We start from the raw sequence: 21,833 nt of genomic DNA on the forward strand, positions 1-21,833 counted from the left end.
ACCATTTGTTTTTGATGATTTTTTTTATTGTCCTTACCCTATATATCATTGTTGGAATTTTTATTATCATCAGACTATTATTAAATGGAATTAGACCTACCAACACATTAGCATGGATGCTTGCTATCTTTACAATTCCTGTTGGGGGAATATTTTTGTATTTGATGCTCGGCAGAAACCGAAGAAAAAACAAACTATTTACATTAAGACATACTCCAAAAGTAGCTTCTTATATAAAGAAGGCATTACAACACCATGTACCTATAACCAAAGAAGAATACAGTGAACATCAAAAGCTCATTTCTTTAATTACCAAGAACTCCTACTTCGCTCCCTGTTCTGGAAATGACGTACAGCTTCTGAAAAATGGAGATGTCACTTTTAAAGCTATTTTTGAAGCCTTAAATGAAGCTCAAGATTTTATTCACTTTGAATATTACATCTTTGAAGAAGGCGAATTAACAAGAAACCTTTTTGAGCTCTTTCAGGATAAGATCCAGCACGGAGTCAAAATTCGCATAATCTACGATGGTATCGGCAGTTTATCTCTTAGTAAAAGATACATAAAAAAACTACAAAATATTGGTGTAGAAATCTATCGTTTTTTACCCATACGATTTGGCAAATTTTTAACCTCGATAAACTATCGTAATCATCGTAAAATTATTGTAGTCGATAACAAAATTGCATTTACAGGCGGTATCAATGTCTCTGATAAATATGTGAAAGGAGATCCTCATCTGGGGATCTGGCATGATATGCATTTGCAGTTAAAAGGTCCCGTTGTACATAGTCTACAAACCATCTTTGCTTTAGATTGGTATTTTATAACCAACAAAGATGATATTTTTGACACGGCCTATTTCTCTCATTATCCAAAAATTGGAGAATCAACAGTACAAATTGTTCATAGTGGTCCCGATTCTGATTTCTCTGCAACTCAACAATTGTTTTTTTCGATGATCAATGAAGCCCATGATTATGTCTATATCACTAATCCGTATATTATTCCTGGAGAGTCTATTTTAGAATCATTACAGGTGGCAGCATTAAGTGGCGTAGATGTTCGTCTGCTACTATCTGAGAGTTCTGATAGTGAAATAGTGCGCTGGTGTGTACGTTCTTATTTTGAAAGATTATTACACGCAGGTGTCAAAATTTATCTGTTCCCAGAAGGTTTTTTACACAGTAAAACTATTGTAGCAGATGATACAGTTTCATCGGTAGGAACGACAAACTTAGATATAAGAAGTTTTGAACAGAATTACGAAGTTAATGCGGTAATTTATGATGATTCTTTTGCATTAGCACTAAAAAATGATTTTTTAAGTGATTGCAGTAAAAGCATTCAACTAAACTATAATACCTTTGTAAAAAGGCCTTGGCAAGATAAATTAAAAGAAGGAGTTGCAAAGATCTTCAGCCCGGTTTTATAATGTAAAACAATGAAAATTTCAGAAAATATAGGACTGGTTTTATCTGGAGGTGGCTTCAAAGGTGTTGCGCACATTGGTGCTATACAAGCTTTGGAAGAAGCTCAAATAATACCTAAATATATCTCTGGCACAAGTGCTGGGGCTTTGGTAGGCGCTCTTTATGCAGGTGGATATACTACAGAGGAGATCAAAAGCTTTTTTAAAAAGACCTCTTTACTTAAATTTAATCGGTTTACTCGTAAAAAAGCAGGCTTTTTGGATTCAGAAAAATTTCAGGACGATCTTAATGTCTTTTTTCCTGAAAATTCTTTTGAAACATTACAAAAAAAATTATTTGTGACAGCTACAAATCTTGTCGAAGGTACTACTAAAGTTTTCAGCAAAGGACCTCTCATTAAGCCCTTATTGGCTTCGGCCGCATTTCCGGGAGTATTTACACCCGTTATGATTGATCAAGAATTATATGCAGACGGCGGAATTTTGGACAACTTCCCGATAGATCCCCTAGAAAAAAAATGTGATTTGATTGTTGGTATTGATGTAACACCAATTAAAAAGCCTAAAATTACAGATTTTAAACATTCATATAATGTAATGCAACGAGCTTATTATCTAAGGGCAATGCCCAATGCAGAAGTAAAATTTAAACGTTGTGATATTATTATACAACCAAAAAAACTAATAAATCATGGTTTATTTAGTAATAACAGTTTGGATGAAGTGTATGATATTGGGTATCAGGAAGCCAAGCAGCAAATAGAAATATTTCTTAAAAATCAGAAATAATGATTCAGGAATTAAAAGATAATTATGGTCACTTCTTTGAAGAAGAGCTTTTAAAAGAAATTAACCAGGTTGGAACTTTTAAGGAAGTTCCAGAAGGCTTTCACTTAATAAAACCAGGAAGCTATATAAAATCGATGCCTCTAATCATTAGCGGCGCAATCAAAATCTTAAGGGAAGATAATGATGGGGATGAATTATTACTTTATTTTTTAGAAAAAGGAGATACCTGTGCAATGACCCTATCCTGCTGCTTAGGACATCATAAAAGTGAAATCAAAGCTATGGCAGAAACTGATGCAAAGCTCGTTATGATTCCTGTAGAAAAAATGGAAGAATGGACCGTAAAATATAAATCATGGAGGAATTTTGTATTTGACAGTTATCATAAACGATTAATTGAAGCAATTGAAACGATAGACAGTATTGCTTTTCTTAAAATGGATGATCGATTGCTAAAATACCTTAAAGACAAAACTAAAGTTAAGAGTGACTCTATCATTAACAATACACATCAGGAAATAGCCTACGATCTTCATACCTCAAGAGTAGTTATCTCTAGACTGCTTAAAAAACTAGAAAATGATGGCAAAGTTAAACTGAATAGAAATAATATTGAAGTTATACATATTTAAAACTCTGTAACAAATGTTACAGCTTTGCCCGATACTAGAAGTTATTTTTGACAAAAAATAATTGATGGAAATATCAGAAGTATTGGGATATGCCGGTGCGCTGGCTATAGGAATTGTATTAGGATTAATTGGCGGTGGCGGCTCTATACTAACCGTTCCGGTATTTGTTTATCTTAATGCATATTAATCCAATTACTGCAACTGCTTATTCTCTTTTTGTGGTCGGAGTTTCTGCATTAGTAGGTGCTATTAATAACTTGCGAAAAGGACTAGTAAGTTTTCGTACTGCAATTGTATTTGCTGTTCCGGCCTTCATCGCAGTATACACCACCAGAAAATATGTAGTCCCGGCAATTCCAGATCATCTTTTTACTATCGGAAAGTTTATGATGACCAAGGAAGTAGGAATCATGATATTTTTTGCAATAATTATGTTATTGGCATCTCTATCAATGATAAAGAATACCAAAAAAAATATAGAACAAAAGACCAAAATACAGTATAACTATCCTTTAATTTTGATTGAAGGAGCAGTTGTAGGCTTTCTAACAGGAATTGTTGGTGCAGGTGGTGGTTTTTTAATTATTCCAGCTTTGGTATTGTTGGCAAAATTACCTATGAAAAAAGCGGTTGCAACATCATTATTGATCATTGCAATAAAATCTCTGATCGGTTTCATTGGTGATGTTGAAAACTTAGAAATAGAATGGAACTTTTTATTAATATTCACCGCTATATCAATCATTGGAATTTTCATAGGAATGTACATGTCAAACTATATAGAAGGAAAAAAACTAGAAAAAGGATTTGGTTGGTTTGTTTTGGTTATAGGCATCTACATTATTGTTAAAGAACTAACCTAAACTTAGCTTTGTGACAATTGTTACTGATTTGAAGTAATAATTGCATTATTTTTGACAAATAAATAATAAACAAAAGGTGTCTCTACTTAAACTAGAGGATACTCAAAAAATAAAACAGATGAAAATAGAACAAATATATACAGGATGTCTGGCACAAGGAGCTTATTATATCGAAAGCAACGGTGAAGTTGCTATTATAGACCCCTTAAGGGAGATTAAGCCATACATCGAAAAAGCAGATGAAGATAACGCCAAAATTAAATACATTTTTGAAACTCATTTTCATGCAGATTTTGTGAGCGGTCATGTTACTTTGGCTAAAGAAACAGGTGCTGATATCATATTCGGACCTCAGGCTAATCCATCTTTTGAAGCTATTATTGCTAAAGATGGTCAAGAATTTAAATTGGGCGATATCACGATAATCGCATTGCACACTCCAGGTCATACTATAGAAAGTACTACCTATCTACTTAGAGATAAGGATGGTAAAGATCATGCTATCTTTAGCGGGGATACTCTGTTTTTAGGAGATGTAGGTCGACCAGATCTTGCCCAGAAAGCTGCACATATGACCCAAGAAGAATTGGCTGAGACACTTTTTGACAGCTTACGCAATAAAATCATGCCCCTGGCTGATGATGTAATTGTTTATCCTGCCCATGGAGCTGGTTCTGCATGCGGTAAAAACATGATGAAAGAAACTGTAGATACCTTAGGTAACCAGAAGAAAATGAATTATGCACTTCGGGCAGATATGACCAAAGAAGAATTTGTGAAAGAAGTTACTGAAGGGTTGTTACCACCTCCTTTATATTTTCCCCTAAATGTAAAAATGAACAAGGAGGGATACGAAGATATTGACAAAGTGATAGAACAAGGTACAAGACCGTTATCTCCAGAAGAATTTGAAAAACTTGCAAATGAAACCGGAGCGGTGGTACTTGATGTAAGACATCAAAATGAATACGTAAAAGGACATATCCCCAGATCTATTTTTATTGGAATAGATGGTAGTTTTGCTCCTTGGGTTGGAGCTTTAATTGCAGATGTAGAACAACCTATTTTATTGGTAGCACCAAAAGATCGAGTTGAAGAAGCAATTACTCGACTATCGCGCGTGGGATTCGACAAAACTTTGGGATATTTAGAGGGTGGATTCGAAGCTTGGAAAACCGAGGGTAAAGATTATGATACCATCACTTCGATTTCAGCTTCCGAATTTAAAGATATTGTAGATACGAAAGAAATCCCTGTCTTTGATGTTCGTAAAGAGAGTGAATTTGTTGCCGAACATATGGATAAAGCACATAATACTCCTTTAGACTATATTAATGATTATTTAACAGAATTTCCTGATGACCAAACTTTTTATATGCATTGTGCAGGAGGATATCGCTCTGTAATTGCAGCTTCTATTTTAAAGAGTCGTGGTATCCACAACCTTATCGATGTGGCAGGAGGTTTTAAGGACATAAAAGAAGTAGGCATTCATACCACAGATTATGTGTGTCCTACTACTTTGAAGTAAGAAAAGGGAATTGATGAGTGATCTTAATAAGAAAGAACATTGGGAAACGATCTATAAAACCAAAGATCTTAAAAATGTTAGCTGGTATCAGGATACCCCAAAAGTTTCTTTAGATTTTATAACATATTTTCACCTTCCTAAAACAGCAAAAATAATCGATGTAGGTGGTGGTGATAGTCTTTTGGTAGATCATTTGCTTGATCTTGGTTATGAAGACATTACCGTGCTTGACATTTCAGAGGCTGCTATAGCCAAGGCCAAGAAAAGATTAGGAAGACGGGCAGAGAAAGTTAAATGGATTAATGCAAACATTGCACATTTCGTACCCGACGAAAAGTATGACCTATGGCATGATCGTGCTACGTTTCATTTTCTTACTGATAAAAATGAAATTAATCATTATAAAAATGCTATTCGAGAGGGTATTGCTCCCGGAGCCGCTTTGGTTATAGGTACCTTTTCAGAAAGTGGTCCTGAAAAATGTAGTGGCATTCCAATTACTCGATATTCTAAAGAGTCGTTAAATGAACAATTTAAAGACCATTTTAAAAAGGTAAAATGTACGTATACCGACCACAAAACACCTTTTAATACCACACAAAACTTTATCTTTTGTGGTTTTAAAAAATAATTAAGGTTATGTAACATAAGTTACTGATATCATCATTGAATTTTAATTTCTTTACCTCAAAATATGCTACAAATGAATTGGATATATGATCCCTGGCCTTGGTACATCTCGGGTCCATTAATTACGCTGGTTATGGTTACCCTATTAATGATTGGCAAAAGATTTGGTATGTCATCAAATCTTAGAACTCTATGTACAATTTGCGGCGCTGATAAAACCGTAGATTTTTTTAAATTTGACTGGAAAGCACAACGCTGGAACCTCATAGTAGTATTGGGAGTTCTTATAGGTGGTTTTGTGGCTAACAACTTTTTATCTAACGATACTTCGGTAGCCATCAATCCTAATATAATTACCGATCTTCATACCAAAGGTTTTGAGAACGCTGGCAAGGCATACATGCCAGACATGTTATTTTCTAAAGACGCCTTAACCGATCCAAAAGCTTTAGTATTACTAATTATAGGAGGTTTATTGGTTGGTTTTGGTGCTAGATACGCCGGTGGATGTACCTCTGGACATGCAATATCAGGATTAAGTGATCTACAGATTCCATCGCTTATAGCCGTGATAGGCTTTTTTATCGGAGGTCTAGTAATGATACATTTTATTTTCCCTCTAATTTTTTAAACATATGCGTTCAATTATATATTTAGTTATCGGTATTTTTTTCGGGATTGTTTTGTTTAAATCTGAAGCTGCTTCCTGGTTTAGGATTTATGAGATGTTCAAGTTTGGTTCTTTTCATATGTATGGAATCATTGGTTCTGCAGTTACGTTGGGGATCGTTTTGGTTCAGCTCATTAAAAAGTACAATATAAAATCTGTTTATGGGGAACCTGTTGTAATTCCCCCCAAGGCAAGAAGTATTAAGAGATATTTATTTGGTGGAATTCTTTTTGGATTAGGATGGGCTCTTGCGGGAGCTTGCCCAGGGCCAATGTTTGTGCTTTTGGGAGCAGGGTACCTTCCCATATTTATTGTCATAGTTTCGGCAATATTTGGAACCTTTCTTTATGGTGCACTTAAGGATAAACTACCTCACTAATTCTAACGTAAGTTCATTTTTACTTTCTTTCTCTTGTTCCCAACAGTTAATATTGTAAAATGTGGTTTCGGCAATATTTGTTAATGCTTCTTGTGTAGCAAAAGCCTGATGAGGAGTCAGAAATACATTAGGTAAATCTATTAACTTTTGTAACCATTTGTCTTCTGGTTTATTTTTAGAATGATTATAGAAAAAAATACCCTCTTCATGTTCATATACATCGGTACCATATCCAGCAATTCTTTTTAATTCTAACGCCTTAATCAGATCTTCGGTTTTCACAATAGCTCCTCTTGCAATATTGATCAATATTGCATTCTTTTTCATCTTCTGAATTGCATTTATATTGATCATATGGTGCGTTTGGGTGGTTAAGGGCGTACACAGAAATATGATATCAGACTGCTCATAGATATTTTCCAAATTGGTATAAATCGCATTATATTCTGTCCTCACATTATTATCTTCATTAATATCATTTGCCAATATGTTACAACCAAATCCATGCATTATTTTAGCAACAACCCTTCCTATTCTTCCGGTGCCAATAATGCCTGTTGTTTTTTTATTAATATCGAATCCAACCAAGTTGCTAAGAGAAAAATTATACTCTTTTACCTGTATACTTGATTGTACCAGTTTTCGGTTAAGGGCGAGTAATAACCCTACAGCATGTTCGGCAATGGCATGTGGTGAATATCCTGCTGAATTTGCCACCTTGAATCCTAGTTTTTTTGCCTTGGGTAGATTAATGTTGTCATAACCTGTTGAACGAAGTGCGATATAGTTTACTCCAAAATCTTTTAGTCTTTCCAATACCGAGGAAGAAGCATCATCTGCAGAAAAAATTGAAACCACATCAAAACCTAAAGCAAGTCGTGCTGTTTTGCTTGTAAGCCGTTCAGGAATATACTTTATTCGATGTACTTCGTTGTTTGCCTTTTCTAAAAAAGGAATTTCAAAATCCTTGGCACTATATATCAAGACCTTCATCGGGTAGTTCTTCTAAAATTAATAATTGTTGTCCTTTAAGTGCCCAAATTAATACTTTTACATAATCGCTTATGGCTTTTTTGGTGTTTTCGGGTTCTGTAATATCTATCGATCCTTTCCAGATTAACTCTCTTTCTTTATCAGGGCAAATGCAATAAAGAGATGACTCTGCGTGAAAAATTTGATATTCTTCATAATACTCTTCATCGTGATATATTTCCTGATTCTCATAATAATCATCTCGAAAACTTTTGAAAGTCTTATCCAGGTTTCTATAGGCTTTAACTACAGTAACTTTGTCTTCTACTCCCAATACTTTAGAAAGCAAAATAGCATCAAATCCTTCTTTTATTAGATTTTCTTCTAAAGCCATTAATTCATCTTCGGTTTTTGGGGATGTGGTAAAATTTTTCTCAAAGAAATCCATACTTCTTACTGAATTAACCCCGTTTTTTTTCAACTCTGAAGCCAGTTTTCTTTCGAATATTTTTCGATTAGCATCATCTGGTGTTATTCCTATGACCAAAACCTTTTGAGCTTCAAAGGTGTCGATATCAGGGTTCTTCCAGTTTTCGACTAACTCACTAGAAGTACAACTAAAAAATAGCCCTACGACAAGCAGCAAGTATATAAATGATCTGTTCATGTTTTCTTAGTTTATTTTATTATTTTATCTAATCTTTCTACTACAATACTGGTGTACTTGGGTGTTTTTTCTATAATAGATTCTCCAGATATTACATCGACATCTTTTAATGCAATATTACTACTCCCAACAGTAGAAAGGATAATGAGTTTATCTAATTGATCTGGATGATTTTTAATGAATTTTTTAACATTTCGAGGAGGGCTTCCATACTCCCAGGAATTAATGATAACCAAGGCATCCCACTTATCAATGTTTACCGTAAACATCGTGTATACATCAATAACCTTGAAATAGATAGTATCTTTTTGGTAATGCCTTAGGATCCCTTGAACTAATGAATCTTTAAATCTACTCCCTTGTGATGCAATCAGAACTTTGGTTTGTAACTTAGGGCTGTTTACCTCAAAAGGTATTACCGTATCCATAGAATACCTGTACTCATACCACACCCAAAATCCTGCAAATAGTATTACTATAGAAATGACAACTATCTTTAGAACACGTTTTACCAAAATATTCTAATTTAATAATCGTTTTTGTTTGCTTTGCTTCATAATTGTTTTGATCAACTCAAAAATTTTTCTTTTAACTTCTTTATATTCATTAAGATATTCGCTTACCTCAACGAGTAACTCTCGATGATGTTCTTTGTATTCTTTTTCTTCTGCCGGCTGATCAACTCCATCGACCAATATCGTGAGCTCATTGTAGTGGTTGATAATTTTCTTAAGCAAAGGTTCTAAAACTTTTCTTTTTTTAGATAAATCATTCACTACTTGCTTACTTTTCTCAAAAGTTTCCCCCGATATAAGTTGTAATGTATTATCTTCTATAAGTTCATCTAAAAAATGTTGCTCATCTTTGATAAATTTAAGCTCGGATATCCAATGTAACGATGCCTCATGTAATTCTTCAGGGCTTCGCCATTCTACATATTTTACATTTGGTTTTTTTGATTTCATAATTTTAATATTTTAATAAAAAAGGCAGAAAATAAAACCCCCATTTTTTTCTGCCTTTGTTAAGGTTAAGCAATATCAATTATTCTTTTTGGTGGTTCTTTAGCCTCTTCTTTTTTAATAAGATTAAGTGTAAGAATCCCGTCTTTATATTTAGCTTTAACCTTTTCATTTTGATCTACACTAGTAGGTAACTGTAACATTCTATCAAACGAGTTATAGTTAAATTCTCTACGCGTATATTCTTCATCTTCTTCTACTTCTTCCTTGCTGCTTTTTGCTCGAATATGAAGCATATCATTTTCCATTGTTACTTCAATATCCTTTTTTGAAAAGCCAGGTACGGCGAGTTCAATTTCAAAGTCATCCTTATGTTCTTTGACATTCATTGCAGGAAGATTTCTATCCCTTACAAAAAAATCATCTGCAAAAAAATCATCTGTGTCCAACCATGTAGCAATCCTGTCGTTGAACCAAGGAAATCTGCTCTTGTTAAATTTAATTAGTGACATGTTTTTACGTTTTTGATGTTATTAATTGATTTTAAGTGTCTTAAAGTTAGTCTGGGCAACACTTTATAAAAATGATAATTATCAGTTTGTATATTTTTAACTTTTCTCCTTTTTCTTCTTCAGGATTCCACCCGCATATCCAAAGACTTTAGATTTTAATTCTCTGAAGTTTTTATAGAACTTGCTATAGGTAATTTTTAATGATTCATGCTCCTGATAATAATCGTGATCGCAGGAAATTGTATCACATTCAAGCATCCCGCCCAGTTGGCTTTCATGTTTTCTGATACTTTTATGTAGGCTTTCTATTTGTTCTTCAACTTTTTTGAGTTGTTCTTTGTACTCCTGTAATCGTTCAAAAAGATTAGGTGTAGTAGGTTCGAACACATATGAATTAAGTAATTGATTAATAAATTGAATTTCTCCTTCAATAAAGTACAGGCTTGATTTCCATTCTAGAGCGTCTAGGTGAATTTCTTTCAACTGTTTTTCAGACGTAGGTTTTATAGTAGTCTTCATTTTTTAGGTTTTAAAGCTTGAGAATAATGTACTGAAATGCAATAGAAATGGAAATGATAATTATCAGGTTATTAAATCTTTATGAAATAATTAAGAAACTGTTGCTTTTTATCAAAGTAGGATCTCAATCGATTCATACAATTTGGGAATATAAACCCTCCATTGATAGGTATCTTGTATTTTAACTCGTAATGTATCGGCCGCGGTAGCTTCACCATGTATCAGAAATACTTTTTCCGGAATATTTTTGATCTCGCTCATCCAATCTAATAATTCTTTTTGATCTGCATGAGCAGACAAGCTTTCTATTTGATGTATTTTGGCACTTACCGGATAATATTTACCAAATAGTTTAATCTCATGAGCGCCCTCCTGAAGTAATCTGCCCCTGGTTCCTTCTGCCTGATAACCAACTAAAACTACAGAAGTTACAGGATTATCCACCAACTGTTTTAGATAGGTGAGCACCCTTCCTCCTGTTACCATGCCGCTTCCTGCAATCACAATTTTTGGTCTGGGGTTATCAATTACCTCCCAGGTTTCTCGGTATGAAGTTACAATATTGATATGATTACATATTGCATGATATTCATTTAAGGGTAATTTATGCCAATCGGGAAAAAGCTCAAAAACTGATAGCACGTTGTTACCCATTGGACTGTCTACAAATATCGGGATATTAGGTATCCTGTTTTTTTGATACAGTTTCCATAATAAAAACATTAAGGTTTGAAGTCTTTCTACAGCAAACGAAGGAATAATCAATGTACCTTTTTCATAGAGCGTTGTAGTAATAAGTTCGATTAGTTTCTCTTCTATATCTTCTTCTGGGTGTAGTTTATTACCATAGGTACTCTCTACAAAAAGATAATCTGCCCACCTTGGCCTATTAGGAGCTCGAAGTAATAAATCATCGTTTCTTCCTATATCACCCGAGAATACAAATACTTTACCATATAGATTTACTTCTATATAAGTAGCACCAATAATATGACCATTATACTGAAACCTATATTGAATGTCTCGCGAAAGAGAAATCCAAACATCTTTCTGTTTGCTTTTAAAATGCTGAATAGTTCTTTCAGCATCTTTTTCGGTATAAAACGGTAATGCCGGATCATGTCTTGAATACCCTTCTTTATTTGCTCTTTCGGCTTCTTCTTCATGTATTTTTGCACTATCTCTTAAAATAATTTCTGTAATAGCAAGAGTAGGTGTGGTCCCTATTATCTCTCCTGTAAATCCTTGTTTTACCAGTCTGGGGAGATAACCTGTATGATCCAGATGCCCATGGGTAAGTAAAACGACATCAATGTCTTCTGCATTAATAGGAAGGTTTTTCCAATTTAACTCACGTAACTCTTTTAATCCTTGAAACATCCCACAATCAATTAATACGTTTTTTTGAGGTGTCTCTATGTAAAATTTTGACCCGGTTACAGTGCCTGCAGCACCAAGAAAATAGATTTTAATTGTAGGCATGACCGCTATTTTTATATATTACATAACATTTTGATTTCATTTAGGATTTTCTGTTTACGTTGTTCTGAAACCCCAAGGTGATCCAAATAAAAAACATCATCCAGTAACTGTTTGCACAACACAATATCCCGACTTAATAGAAATTGTTTTTCACGATTTATTAATAGCGTTGAAACTGTTATTGGATATAACCCTAAGCGATCAATCCTATCTTTCAGTCCATTTTCTTTTGGGTGGTCCCAACTAAGTAAATACAATCCTGCACATTCACCAAATTGAATTGCATCTTTGGTGAAACGGGTATTGGTTACTACCCAACCCTCATCAGGAATCATTCTACCGTTGTTTTGATCTCGATTAAGAGTTATAATGTCCTGATATCTCGAATGGATGTAAAGTGGAACTTTTACATTGCACTTGCGTCCTTCTTCTCCATGAAATTTACATTCGACAACCAAATATTCACTATTCTTTCTGGCAACGACATCGACCTCATGAGGTACACATTTACCTTTTACAATTTGACCTACTACTGTATTGTAACCAGAATATTGCAATACTGCTCCCACAAAACGTTCAAAAGGAAAGCCTGTTGGTCCAAGCTCATAAATAGCTTTTTTAAGTTTATATTTTGAGGCAAAAACTGATTTTCTCTTTTTAAGTAACGCAAAAGCCCGATTGTAGATCTCTTTTGTAGAAATTCCTTGGTATAATTCATCCCGAACTGTATCGAGAATATGTTCGATTGCGGGATCATCTGCGCCACTTCGTTTTAAAGAATTACGAAGTTTATGAAGGGAAAATTTTACTCTTTCACCAGAAGACTTAATAATATCAAAATCTTGGTTTTTCATATACGTATGTTTCAACAACAAGACGACTCAACCCATACCAGGCTGAGTCGTCTGTTCAAAACTTAACTAGAAAAAATTATAGAATATAATAATCAAAATTATGTTATATTCTGTTTATGCTTTTTGAAATAATCTCTCACAAAAGCTTTTGTTTGATTATCGGTCATACTATCTGCCTTAAAAACACCCTCAATCTTATTAGAGATACTTTTATGGTTTTCTTTTAACTCCCTATTAAATTTTTCACCTGCTTCGGCAGGTCCAAAAATGACTACTTTATCGGCGTCTTTTATTAAGGGGATTATTTCTGTAAAATAAGCTTTAAACTGATTTTTTTCGCGTTCCAAATATTTACTATCCTGAACCACATCTTGTGGTCCCCCTTTAAATCGTGTTCCTGATCCGCCATGTATACGAAAATTTTCAATACCTGATTGAATCGTTACTATATCCTCACCATCGTCTTTTACTGTAATAATATGAGCTTTTTCTTTGTCCATCCAGACTCCTATATTCTTCATATTCTAATATTTTAGTTTCTTAAATCATGCAATGCTAACACGGGAACTTTGGCATACCTTCCTAAACTTTTTATCATTGGTCTTGAAAATATACTACCAAAAAAGCTATGCTTTCTATTAAAAAAAGCAATCATATCACTTTCTCTACTCTCTACAAAACAACGTACTGCAGAAGAGGCATCCAGATTGTACAGCGTATGAAATGAATATTTTAGTCCTTCAAAATACTCCTGAAGCAACTTTTTGTTATTTTCTTGATCTTCATCAAGGGCATCACCATCTGATGCATGTAAAATACGAATTGATGCATCGCTTATTTTTGCCACTTCTATAATATCTTGAAGTTCTCGTTGCTTAAAGTTCAATTTGTAATCTGTAGGGAATACAATTTCTTGCAAATCTTTATAAACTGCATCTTCTGGTATCGCCATCACAGGGCAGCTTCTCGATTTTTCCATAACCAGAACTGTGTTGCTACCAAAAACTACATCTATCGCATCTGTTGAACCTTTTGTTCCCATTATGATCAACTGTATGTCCTGTTTGTCTACGACATCCTTAATGGCTTCCAAGAGGCTATTAAATTGAGAAACCATATAAAATTTATGATTAGGATATTCGTCCTTAAAAGATAATCGTTCAAGAATCTTGGATAATCCTTGTTCTGATTTTTCTTTGGCTTCTTCAAACAGTTTCTCTCCAGGCTCTGGCACCATCATACTTTCTAGAGCATACCCCGTAGCATTAAAAGCATTAAGTATGTAAAAATCACAAGTTTCATTTTTATATAATTCTATGGCATATTCAATGGCGTTCCATGCATTTTTTGAAAAATCTGTAGGTAGCAAGATTTTCTTTTTCATCACTTAGGTGTTTAAGGTTTACGCTATAAATTTATGGGTATGGCCTTCTGAAAACTATGATAATTATCAGCTGGCTGTTGGAATTACTAAAAAGGGTATGGCCGCTTCAAATCCTATTTTTTTAACTACAGGTTCGCGCGTAACACTTTCTATAAGACTATGCCTATAACGTAGCATAACCAGCATGTTGATATTCATCTTATCTATAAATGCTTTGATCACTTCAGCTTTTTGATCAAATCTTGATACCCAGTGCATACTGTAGTTATAATCTTTTAGATGTTCTTTAAGTTTCTTAAAATTATGCTCCTGTACTTCATCTAACTTCTCTTCCTCATGGATATGCATAATTCTAATATTAGAATTAAATAATGATGCCATTTTCATTAATGGTTCTAATTCATCCTGGCTATAAAACCGTCTAAAATCTGTAGCAAAAGCAATTTCGATAGGTTCCTCAAAATCAAATTCATCAGGAACAGCAAGTACTGCACAATTTTTGATCTTTTTAATAACTTTAACAGTGTTACTTCCCATAAACACATCCTTAATACCACTAACCCCTTTGGTGCCCATAATCACAAGATCTATGTCTTTGCTCTTTATCGTTTTATTAATGGTTTCTGTTAGTTTTTTGGAAACCGATATGGTCTCAAAAGTATGGTTAAAGTCTTCTGTATCTCTTACTATGGAATGTAAGGTTTCTGTAAGTCTCTCCTGAGACTCATTGCTTAATTGCTGGTACAAAAGATCTCCTTTACTCGTATCAATCCTGCTGGTCAAAACGGGAGTGTCAACATCAAACGTGTTTAGGATAAAAAATTCACAAGACTCATTTTGAAACAACCGAGTTGCATAAAAGAGCGCACTATAAGCATTACTAGAAAAATCTGTAGGAACAAGTATACGTTTCATCTCTTAGAATTTTATTTTTTTATCTTGAATTTTGGTCAGAAAACGAGACCGCAGCACAGTCTTCAAAATTAAACTCATCGGGAACGGCCAACACAGGGCAACACTTTATCCTTTGAATAATATTAGAAGTATTGCTTCCTATAAAAAAACCTTTGGCTCCGGTAGCCCCTTTCGTTCCCATAACTATTAAATCGACACCTTTATCTTTTACTGTTTCTTCAATAGTTTCCAGTAGTTTATTAGTTCCTGAAATTGTCTCAAAAGTATGATCAAAGTCTTCTGTATCCCTAACAATAGAATGGAATGTTTCCATTAATTTTTCATGGGGCTCTCGACTTATTTGTTGATCTGAGTAAGAGTTATCAATAATACTGGTTAAAATAGGCGCTTCTACTTCAGAAGTATGAAGAATATAAAACAGGCAAGACTCATTTTTAAACAAGCGGGTTGCATAATAAAGTGCGTTGTATGCATTGTCTGAAAAGTCAGTAGGAACAAGTATACGTTTCATGATATATGTTTTATAAATTAAAAACATAAAACTATTCCCAAAACACGAGAAATTCTATGACAATTCTCAGTTATCAGAAGGAATCACCAAAAAGGGAATGGTTGTGTGAAATGTCAGTTTTTTTATGACTGCTTCTCGAGTTAATCGTTCTATAAAACTATGTTCGTAATTAATCATTGCCAGTATGTCAATCTCAAGTTCTTCTATAAATGCCTGGATCGCTTTTTCTATATTAGAAAAATCGCGAATAACATGAAAATCGTAGGTTACACCTTTAAAATAATGCTCAAGAGAACTAGAATTATAGCGCTGTACTTTTTCTAACTCTGGCTTGTCGTAGACATGTATCATTCTAATTGTAGCATCTTGATGTTTGGCAAGATTCAATATCGGTACTACCTCTGATCTATAGTATATTCTTTCAAAATTAGTTGCAAAAGCGATTTTAGAAATATCTTCAAAAAAGGCTTCATCTGGCACTACAAGAATTGGACAATTATGAACACTCTTGATTATTCTATGAGTATTGCTCCCTAAGAAAATTTCTTTTGCTCCCGTAGCCCCTTTAGTTCCGATTATAAGCATATCAAAATGACTATCTGCAGTGATTTCCTGTACTATTTTGACCAATGAACCCGATTGTGAAATAGTCTTGAATATATGCTCAGCACTTGGTTTAGAATTACGAATATCATCTAATATCATTTCTAAACCTTCTTCTGATTTTATCCTAACCGCATCATAATAGTGTCCTACTCGTTTTGAGCTTACCGTGCTAATAAGTTGCACAGGTTTTACTTCATAAGTATTTAAAACATGAAACTCACAAGGTATATTTTTAAATAATTCCATAGCATACAATATGGTGTTCCATGCATTGGCTGAAAAATCGGTTGGGATCAATATTCGCTTCATTTTTCTATGTTTTTAATTACTGGATTCGTTTTTCTGAAGGAATCACTAAAAAAGGAATATTAGTATGATATGCAATTTGATTGATGACAGGTTTGAACAAAAGATTTTCAAAAAACGAATGCTTATTATGGATCATTATCAATAAATTGATTTTATATTTTTTCTGAAATTCTTCTACGGCCTCTAATACATCAACGCCTTCTTCGATATGAAAAACATGGGCATTTCCTTTAAAATATTCATCCAAAAAACCTTTTATTTCCTTTTGATCTTCATTTAAGGGTACTCCATAATAGGCATTTAAAATATTTAACCTACACACATGGACATCACATATTTCTTTTACAAGCGGCAGGTATTGATTGCTTTTACTAAAGTTATAATCGGTAGGAAATAAAATATCTTTTGGCTCTTCATACTCAAAACCAGAAGGAATTGCAATAACAGGGCACTTCACTTTTTTTATAGTATACATTGTATGCGTGCCTATAAAAACTTCTTTGGCCCCGGTAGCTCCTTTTGTCCCCATAACGATTAAGTCGATATCATATCTTTCAATAACATCTTTGATTTCACCAACCAGGGTATTAAAAGAGGATAATCTTACAAATTCGTGTTTTGGATTATTGAATTCTTTTTTGATCTTTTCTTCTGTTCGTTCTATATCTCTTTTTGAATTTATCATTGCCACATCTTCCATTCCATACATTGTTGGATTCTCTATAAGATACCCTGCATGATAGGAAACCGGGGTAAAAGTGTTCAGCAAATAAAAAGTGACTTTATCATTCTTAAAAAAATGCATAGCATATCTAATTGCGTTGTATGCATTGTCTGAAAAATCTGTGGGTAATAAAATTCGTTTCATTGTATTATTTTTTTTAGTATCGTTGTAAATTCTGCATCGTTAAAAATGGAATCTTAATATGCAACCCAATTTTATCGATAGTGGATTGATATAATATACTCTCAAGATAAGAGTGCCTTGAGTTCACCATTACCAAAAAATCTATTTTGTTGATCTCTATAAATTCGTTGATCGCCTTGGTAAGGTCCTTTGCTTCTATTCTATGAAATTTGAGTTCAGCATCGGATAATGATTCTTCTAAAAATGCTTTATTATCTTCTTGTCTAATTGAAAGTGTTTTGAATTTTGTGATGTGTAAAAAATTAATAGTCGACCTAAAACTTTTGGTAAGTGTGCTTAATAACTTTAATTCTCTACGTTTAAAAGGTAACAGATAATCTGTTGGAAAAAGAATATTTTTTGGTTGATGATAAGAATAACCATTTGGGATAGCCAAAACAGGGCATTTTACATACTTAAGCACCTGTAAGGTATTGCTTCCGAAAGTAAGATTTCTGTCATCTGTTTTACCCCTCGTACCCATAATCAAAATATCAATATTTTCTTTATCCACTAAATCGTTGGCTTCGTCTATAAGAGTTCCAAATAGAGATAACGTTTGATATGTATGTCTTGGATTAGGAGATATAGTATTAATTTCATTAAGTATTTTGCCTAATTCCTTATTAGAGTTCTTTTGTACAGTATTTTTTAATTCATCAAAAATCTCTCTAGATACCAATGTATTATGATCGTATATTTCATCTGCATAGGCATGTATAATAAAAAAGTCGCTGCGCTCATACTTAAAAAGCTCTACAGCATAGCGAATCGCATTCATTGCGTTTTCTGAAAAATCTGTCGGTATCAATATCTTTCTCATTAAAAAGTGCTTGAAAAGGTTCTAATCAAAACTATATAATGACCATAGCAGAAACTATGATTTTTGTCACCTACTATTTGATTTTGGCGAATTGTTAAGAGTATTTAAAACAAAAAATCACTACCTTAAAATAAAAAAAATGAAAATTTCTGCTATGCCTATGGTTTTTTTAACCTCGGTAATATTACTGTTAATTACAATCATGGTTGTAATGAATGTTAATTTTGGCTGGGTCTTTTATCTCACCTGTTTTGGTCAAATTATGGTCATTATCATGGTGTATAAAGTACTTCGGGATAAGTATATAACCCATAAAACATTTAAAGACTTTTATCAGGACCATTCTGTTAAAAATGATGATGAATAGCTCCTCATCAATATCTTTTCTTTAATCAAATCAATTATATGATAATTATCATATCCCATTAGGGTTTACTTTTTCAATTTTGTAGCAAAACAATGAGTCTATGATAGAGTCAACTTGTTTTCACTGCGGAAATGACTGCGGCAAAACAATTATAAACTTTGATCAAAAAGCATTTTGTTGCAATGGTTGTAAAACGGTATATGATATTTTTTCGAGTAATGATTTATCCTGTTATTATGACTTACAATCTGCTCCTGGAGCCATTCCTGAAACGATTGAAGGAAAATACGATTATCTCGATACTCCTAATATTATTGAAAGATTAGTAGAATTCGATGACGGGAACACTCAAATTATTACTCTTTATATTCCTCATATACATTGCAGTTCATGCATTTGGATTTTAGAGAATCTTCATAAGCTTCAGTCTGCGATTTCGGCCTCACAAGTAAATTTCCCTAAGAAAACTGTGAGGATAACTTTTAATAAAGAACTGCTTTCTCTTAAAGAAGCTGTTACACTTTTAAGTGCAATTGGATATGAGCCATATATCAGTCTTGATGATTACAGTGCAAAGGCGACACAAATTAATCGAAGTCTGATCTACAAACTGGGTATTGCAGGTTTTGCTTTTGGTAACGTCATGTTTTTATCCTTTCCCGAATATTTTGAGGTAAAAGAATATTGGTTAGAACAATATAAGCATGTTTTTAGATGGCTCATGTTTGCATTTTCATTGCCCGTTGTATTGTATGCAGCTCAAGACTACTTTGTTTCTGCTTACAAAGGATTGCGATCCAAATTGTTGAATATAGATGTGCCTATCGCTTTAGGGATTCTGGTACTGTTTATTAGAAGCACAACCGAGATAATTTTTGATTTAGGAACTGGTTTTTTTGACAGTTTGACCGGGCTTGTTTTCTTTCTTCTTTTAGGAAAGTTTTTTCAACAGAAAACCTATTCATTTTTATCATTTGAAAGAGATTACAAATCCTATTTCCCTATTGCAGTTACTAGAATTGCCAAGGTAAAACAAAAGAAAAAAAGAACTGAAGAAAATATACAGGTTTATGATATTAAACAAGGAGACCGACTATTAATTAGAAATGAAGAATTAATTCCTGTAGATGCTATTTTAATTGAAGGTAATGCCCAAATCGACTATAGTTTTGTTACCGGCGAAAGTGAATCGGTTGCCAAAACCTCTGGTGAAAAACTGTTTGCAGGTGGAAGACAATTATCGGGAGCTATTGAAATTGAAGCCTTAAAACCTGTAGAACAAAGTTACCTCACTCAGTTATGGAGTAATGATGTTTTTAATAAGGACAAATCTGCATCTTTCACCAACTTAACCGATGTAATAAGTCAATATTTTACGATCGCTATTTTATGTATCGCCATTGTAGCAACCATGTTCTGGCTATTTACAGATGCAACAAAAGCTATCAATGTATTTACAGCAGTGCTTATTATTGCTTGCCCTTGTGCATTAGCCTTGGCAAGACCTTTTGCACTGGGAAATATTCTTAGAATCTTCGGGAAAAGAAAATTTTATCTTAAGAATTCTGATGTGATTGAACAATTAGCAAAGGCTGATACTATAATTTTTGATAAAACCGGCACCATAACTACCGACCAAAAAAGCAGTATTGAATATCAAGGATTGCAATTATCTGTAGATGAAGAATCTTTGCTTAAAAATACGCTTAGGGCGTCGAATCATCCATTAAGCAGATCGCTCTACAAAATCCTGGCCGGGCACAATATTTATACTTTAGATGAATTTCAGGAGCATACCGGAAAAGGAATTGAAGGTAAATCTGCACAAAATACAATTAAAATAGGTTCTCCCGGTTTTGTAGGAAAGGATCATCATTCAGAAACCCTGAATACAGCAGTACATATAAGTGCGAATAATAAGTACAAAGGACAATATATTTTTCATAATCAATATAGAAAAGGCATTAAAAAAGTATTTAAAACCTTATCAAAAACCTATAACCTATTTATTTTATCTGGGGATAATGAAGGCGAAAAAGCATATCTTCGACAATTGTTGCCAAAAAACATAAAGCTATTGTTCAATCAAAAACCCGACGACAAACTCAATTATATCCATTCATTACAGCAACATCAACAGCAGGTAATTATGGTTGGCGATGGGTTAAATGATGCAGGCGCTTTGGCGCAAAGTGATGTAGGTATTGCGATTTCAGAAAATGTAAATGTATTTTCTCCTGCTTGTGATGCAATTTTAGATGCTTCCCAATTTGAGAATATCACCAAGTATCTTAAAATTTCAAAAAATGTCATAAAGATTATTAAATCAAGTTTTGTCTTGTCATTTTTATATAATTTAATTGGTCTGTACTATGCCGTTACCGGGCAGTTATCTCCTATAATAGCGGCCATATTGATGCCGCTAAGTTCTATTTCAATAGTACTATATGTCACTGTACTTACCAATATTTCCAGTAGAAAATTGACCTCTAAAAAATGAGTAGTTCAAAAGATCATAACCCCGTAGAACATTTTCAGAAATGGTTTCACGAAGTGGAAACCGCGCATCCCGAAGATGAAGCCAATGCCATGCAGCTTTCGACAATAGGGCTAGATGGATTTCCAAAAAGTAGAATTGTTTTATTAAAACGATTTACCTGGGAAGGTTTTATCTTTTTTACGAATTATAATAGCGAAAAAGGAATGGCGATTACTAAAAATAATAAGGTCTCTATCTCTTTTAACTGGATAGCATCAAAGCGGGAAGTCTCTATTATGGGAAAAGCAGAAAAAATACCTAATAATTTATCCGAGGGGTATTTTGAATCCAGACCCAAAGGAAGTAAATTGAGTGCATGGGCCTCTAACCAAAGTGCAATTATTCCTTCGCGTAAAATACTCGAGGATCGTTTGGAAGATTTTAAAAACAAATTTAAAAACAAATCGATCCCAAAACCAGAATATTGGGGGGGTTATATTGTTAAACCTTTTATAATGAAATTTATAGAGCATGAAGCTCTAATGGGTTTCAACAAAGTTATTACATATAAGCTGCAACCAAATTATGAATGGTCAAAGAATATTACATTCATTTTGAAATGAAATAACAACGATAA

The 21,833-nt window shown here is 33.6% G+C and carries 25 protein-coding genes and 1 pseudogene; 11 read left to right on the forward strand and 15 right to left on the reverse strand.

Features of this window, described 5'->3' with window-relative positions; all coding sequences use genetic code 11:
• The first annotated feature begins 14 nt into the window (after positions 1 to 14).
• From cls to ACFSJT_RS11775, 8 genes and pseudogenes are all read left to right on the forward strand, one after another.
• The gene (cls, locus tag ACFSJT_RS11740; RefSeq protein WP_378320460.1) at positions 15 to 1,436 is read left to right on the forward strand and encodes a cardiolipin synthase; all 1,422 of its coding nucleotides are present in this window, start codon (positions 15 to 17) and stop codon (positions 1,434 to 1,436) included.
• Between the two features lie 9 nt (positions 1,437 to 1,445).
• Positions 1,446 to 2,222: a patatin-like phospholipase family protein gene (locus tag ACFSJT_RS11745; protein WP_378320461.1), complete on the forward strand. Its 777-nt coding sequence runs from the start codon at positions 1,446 to 1,448 to the stop codon at positions 2,220 to 2,222.
• Positions 2,222 to 2,854, forward strand: a complete 633-nt coding sequence (locus tag ACFSJT_RS11750; RefSeq protein WP_378320462.1) for a Crp/Fnr family transcriptional regulator — start codon at positions 2,222 to 2,224, stop codon at positions 2,852 to 2,854. Before ACFSJT_RS11745 ends, ACFSJT_RS11750 begins: the two co-directional genes overlap by 1 nt.
• 64 nt (positions 2,855 to 2,918) lie before the next feature.
• A pseudogene (locus ACFSJT_RS11755) lies at positions 2,919 to 3,717 on the forward strand (sulfite exporter TauE/SafE family protein).
• Positions 3,718 to 3,835: 118 nt separating this feature from the next.
• On the forward strand, positions 3,836 to 5,248 hold the full coding sequence (locus ACFSJT_RS11760) for an MBL fold metallo-hydrolase (protein ID WP_378320463.1): 1,413 nt from the start codon (positions 3,836 to 3,838) through the stop codon (positions 5,246 to 5,248).
• A gap of 13 nt (positions 5,249 to 5,261) precedes the next feature.
• Positions 5,262 to 5,879 (forward strand): class I SAM-dependent methyltransferase, encoded by a 618-nt coding sequence (locus ACFSJT_RS11765; protein WP_378320464.1) that lies wholly within the window; start codon positions 5,262 to 5,264, stop codon positions 5,877 to 5,879.
• Between the two features lie 72 nt (positions 5,880 to 5,951).
• Positions 5,952 to 6,509: a YeeE/YedE family protein gene (locus ACFSJT_RS11770; protein WP_378320465.1), complete on the forward strand. Its 558-nt coding sequence runs from the start codon at positions 5,952 to 5,954 to the stop codon at positions 6,507 to 6,509.
• Between the two features lie 4 nt (positions 6,510 to 6,513).
• Positions 6,514 to 6,927 (forward strand): DUF6691 family protein, encoded by a 414-nt coding sequence (locus ACFSJT_RS11775; protein WP_378320466.1) that lies wholly within the window; start codon positions 6,514 to 6,516, stop codon positions 6,925 to 6,927.
• On the opposite strand, the gene ACFSJT_RS11780 is transcribed toward ACFSJT_RS11775, so the two are convergent.
• The 15 genes from ACFSJT_RS11780 to ACFSJT_RS11850 form a co-directional block, all read right to left on the reverse strand.
• Entirely contained in the window at positions 6,916 to 7,920 is a 1,005-nt protein-coding gene (locus tag ACFSJT_RS11780) for a 2-hydroxyacid dehydrogenase (RefSeq protein ID WP_378320467.1), read from the reverse strand. The genes ACFSJT_RS11775 and ACFSJT_RS11780 overlap by 12 nt on opposite strands.
• The gene (locus tag ACFSJT_RS11785) at positions 7,901 to 8,566 is read right to left on the reverse strand and encodes a hypothetical protein (RefSeq protein ID WP_378320468.1); all 666 of its coding nucleotides are present in this window, start codon (positions 8,564 to 8,566) and stop codon (positions 7,901 to 7,903) included. The genes ACFSJT_RS11780 and ACFSJT_RS11785 overlap by 20 nt, the downstream gene beginning before the upstream one ends.
• An 11-nt stretch (positions 8,567 to 8,577) precedes the next feature.
• Positions 8,578 to 9,081, reverse strand: coding sequence for a hypothetical protein (locus tag ACFSJT_RS11790; RefSeq protein ID WP_378320469.1), 504 nt, complete (start codon positions 9,079 to 9,081; stop codon positions 8,578 to 8,580).
• Between the two features lie 6 nt (positions 9,082 to 9,087).
• Positions 9,088 to 9,531, reverse strand: coding sequence for a hypothetical protein (locus tag ACFSJT_RS11795; protein WP_378320470.1), 444 nt, complete (start codon positions 9,529 to 9,531; stop codon positions 9,088 to 9,090).
• 65 nt (positions 9,532 to 9,596) lie between these two features.
• On the reverse strand, positions 9,597 to 10,040 hold the full coding sequence (locus ACFSJT_RS11800) for an Hsp20/alpha crystallin family protein (RefSeq protein ID WP_378320471.1): 444 nt from the start codon (positions 10,038 to 10,040) through the stop codon (positions 9,597 to 9,599).
• Positions 10,041 to 10,136: 96 nt separating this feature from the next.
• The gene (locus ACFSJT_RS11805) at positions 10,137 to 10,559 is read right to left on the reverse strand and encodes a hypothetical protein (RefSeq protein WP_378320472.1); all 423 of its coding nucleotides are present in this window, start codon (positions 10,557 to 10,559) and stop codon (positions 10,137 to 10,139) included.
• A 111-nt stretch (positions 10,560 to 10,670) separates the two neighbouring features.
• Positions 10,671 to 12,041 carry an MBL fold metallo-hydrolase RNA specificity domain-containing protein gene (locus ACFSJT_RS11810; RefSeq protein ID WP_378320473.1) on the reverse strand — a complete coding sequence of 457 codons (1,371 nt, stop codon included), beginning with the start codon at positions 12,039 to 12,041 and terminating at the stop codon, positions 10,671 to 10,673.
• Between the two features lie 11 nt (positions 12,042 to 12,052).
• On the reverse strand, positions 12,053 to 12,895 hold the full coding sequence (locus ACFSJT_RS11815; RefSeq protein WP_378320474.1) for an ATP cone domain-containing protein: 843 nt from the start codon (positions 12,893 to 12,895) through the stop codon (positions 12,053 to 12,055).
• 98 nt (positions 12,896 to 12,993) lie between these two features.
• On the reverse strand, positions 12,994 to 13,416 hold the full coding sequence (locus ACFSJT_RS11820) for a hypothetical protein (protein WP_378320475.1): 423 nt from the start codon (positions 13,414 to 13,416) through the stop codon (positions 12,994 to 12,996).
• 11 nt (positions 13,417 to 13,427) lie between these two features.
• On the reverse strand, positions 13,428 to 14,279 hold the full coding sequence (locus ACFSJT_RS11825; RefSeq protein ID WP_378320477.1) for a universal stress protein: 852 nt from the start codon (positions 14,277 to 14,279) through the stop codon (positions 13,428 to 13,430).
• A 66-nt stretch (positions 14,280 to 14,345) separates the two neighbouring features.
• Complete coding sequence (locus tag ACFSJT_RS11830) at positions 14,346 to 15,194, reverse strand: universal stress protein (protein WP_378320478.1); 849 nt, start codon at positions 15,192 to 15,194, stop codon at positions 14,346 to 14,348.
• A gap of 19 nt (positions 15,195 to 15,213) precedes the next feature.
• Positions 15,214 to 15,705: a universal stress protein gene (locus ACFSJT_RS11835; protein WP_378320479.1), complete on the reverse strand. Its 492-nt coding sequence runs from the start codon at positions 15,703 to 15,705 to the stop codon at positions 15,214 to 15,216.
• Positions 15,706 to 15,771: 66 nt separating this feature from the next.
• Positions 15,772 to 16,620 (reverse strand): universal stress protein, encoded by an 849-nt coding sequence (locus tag ACFSJT_RS11840; protein ID WP_378320480.1) that lies wholly within the window; start codon positions 16,618 to 16,620, stop codon positions 15,772 to 15,774.
• Between the two features lie 16 nt (positions 16,621 to 16,636).
• Positions 16,637 to 17,488 carry a universal stress protein gene (locus tag ACFSJT_RS11845; protein WP_378320481.1) on the reverse strand — a complete coding sequence of 284 codons (852 nt, stop codon included), beginning with the start codon at positions 17,486 to 17,488 and terminating at the stop codon, positions 16,637 to 16,639.
• A 13-nt stretch (positions 17,489 to 17,501) separates the two neighbouring features.
• Positions 17,502 to 18,350, reverse strand: coding sequence for a universal stress protein (locus ACFSJT_RS11850; RefSeq protein WP_378320482.1), 849 nt, complete (start codon positions 18,348 to 18,350; stop codon positions 17,502 to 17,504).
• A 139-nt stretch (positions 18,351 to 18,489) separates the two neighbouring features.
• Here ACFSJT_RS11850 and ACFSJT_RS11855 point away from each other — a divergent pair, with 139 nt between their 5' ends.
• The 3 genes from ACFSJT_RS11855 (at position 18,490) to pdxH (ending at position 21,819) form a co-directional block, all read left to right on the forward strand.
• Positions 18,490 to 18,717: a hypothetical protein gene (locus tag ACFSJT_RS11855; RefSeq protein WP_378320483.1), complete on the forward strand. Its 228-nt coding sequence runs from the start codon at positions 18,490 to 18,492 to the stop codon at positions 18,715 to 18,717.
• A 100-nt stretch (positions 18,718 to 18,817) separates the two neighbouring features.
• The gene (locus ACFSJT_RS11860; RefSeq protein WP_378320484.1) at positions 18,818 to 21,217 is read left to right on the forward strand and encodes a heavy metal translocating P-type ATPase; all 2,400 of its coding nucleotides are present in this window, start codon (positions 18,818 to 18,820) and stop codon (positions 21,215 to 21,217) included.
• On the forward strand, positions 21,214 to 21,819 hold the full coding sequence (gene pdxH / locus ACFSJT_RS11865; RefSeq protein WP_378320485.1) for a pyridoxamine 5'-phosphate oxidase: 606 nt from the start codon (positions 21,214 to 21,216) through the stop codon (positions 21,817 to 21,819). The genes ACFSJT_RS11860 and pdxH overlap by 4 nt, the downstream gene beginning before the upstream one ends.
• Positions 21,820 to 21,833: the final 14 nt, after the last annotated feature.

This window comes from Aquimarina celericrescens, assembly GCF_042682765.1.
Taxonomy (GTDB): domain Bacteria; phylum Bacteroidota; class Bacteroidia; order Flavobacteriales; family Flavobacteriaceae; genus Aquimarina; species Aquimarina celericrescens.